This window comes from Pseudomonas sp. HY13-MNA-CIBAN-0226 (genome assembly GCF_040310305.1).
GTDB lineage: Bacteria > Pseudomonadota > Gammaproteobacteria > Pseudomonadales > Pseudomonadaceae > Aquipseudomonas > Aquipseudomonas gregormendelii.
In genome coordinates this window covers 1-491 of record NZ_JBEOPS010000070.1, presented here as the reverse complement: position 1 = coordinate 491, position 491 = coordinate 1, and the positions used below count along the sequence as shown (strand labels likewise).

At 47.5% G+C, this 491-nt stretch carries 2 tRNA genes and 1 rRNA gene; all 3 read left to right on the top strand.

Annotation, left to right across the window (positions count from 1 at the left end):
* Positions 1-54: ribosomal RNA gene (locus AAEZ05_RS27795) — 16S ribosomal RNA — on the top strand; the annotation flags it as partial.
* A 123-nt stretch (positions 55-177) separates the two neighbouring features.
* Positions 178-254, top strand: a tRNA-Ile gene (locus AAEZ05_RS27790).
* 10 nt (positions 255-264) lie between these two features.
* Positions 265-340 (top strand) — tRNA-Ala (locus AAEZ05_RS27785).
* Positions 341-491 lie beyond the last annotated feature (151 nt).

Here is a 491-nt window from a genome sequence, read left to right as displayed (position 1 = left end):
GTGAAGTCGTAACAAGGTAGCCGTAGGGGAACCTGCGGCTGGATCACCTCCTTAATCGACGACATCAGCTGCTCCATAAGTTCCCACACGAATTGCTTGATTCATTGAAGAAGACGATAGAAGCAGCTTTAAGCTCCAAGCTGATAGCTCCAAGCTAACAGTTGCGCGCTCGAAATTGGGTCTGTAGCTCAGTTGGTTAGAGCGCACCCCTGATAAGGGTGAGGTCGGCAGTTCGAATCTGCCCAGACCCACCAATTTTGTTATGGGGCCATAGCTCAGCTGGGAGAGCGCCTGCCTTGCACGCAGGAGGTCAACGGTTCGATCCCGTTTGGCTCCACCATATAACTGCTTCTGCTGTTAGAGTTTAGAAATGAATATTCCGGTGTGAATATTGATTTCTAGTCTTTGATTAGATCGTTCTTTAAAAATTTGGGTATGTGATAGAAAGATAGACTGAACGTTACTTTCACTGGTAACGGATCAGGCTAAGG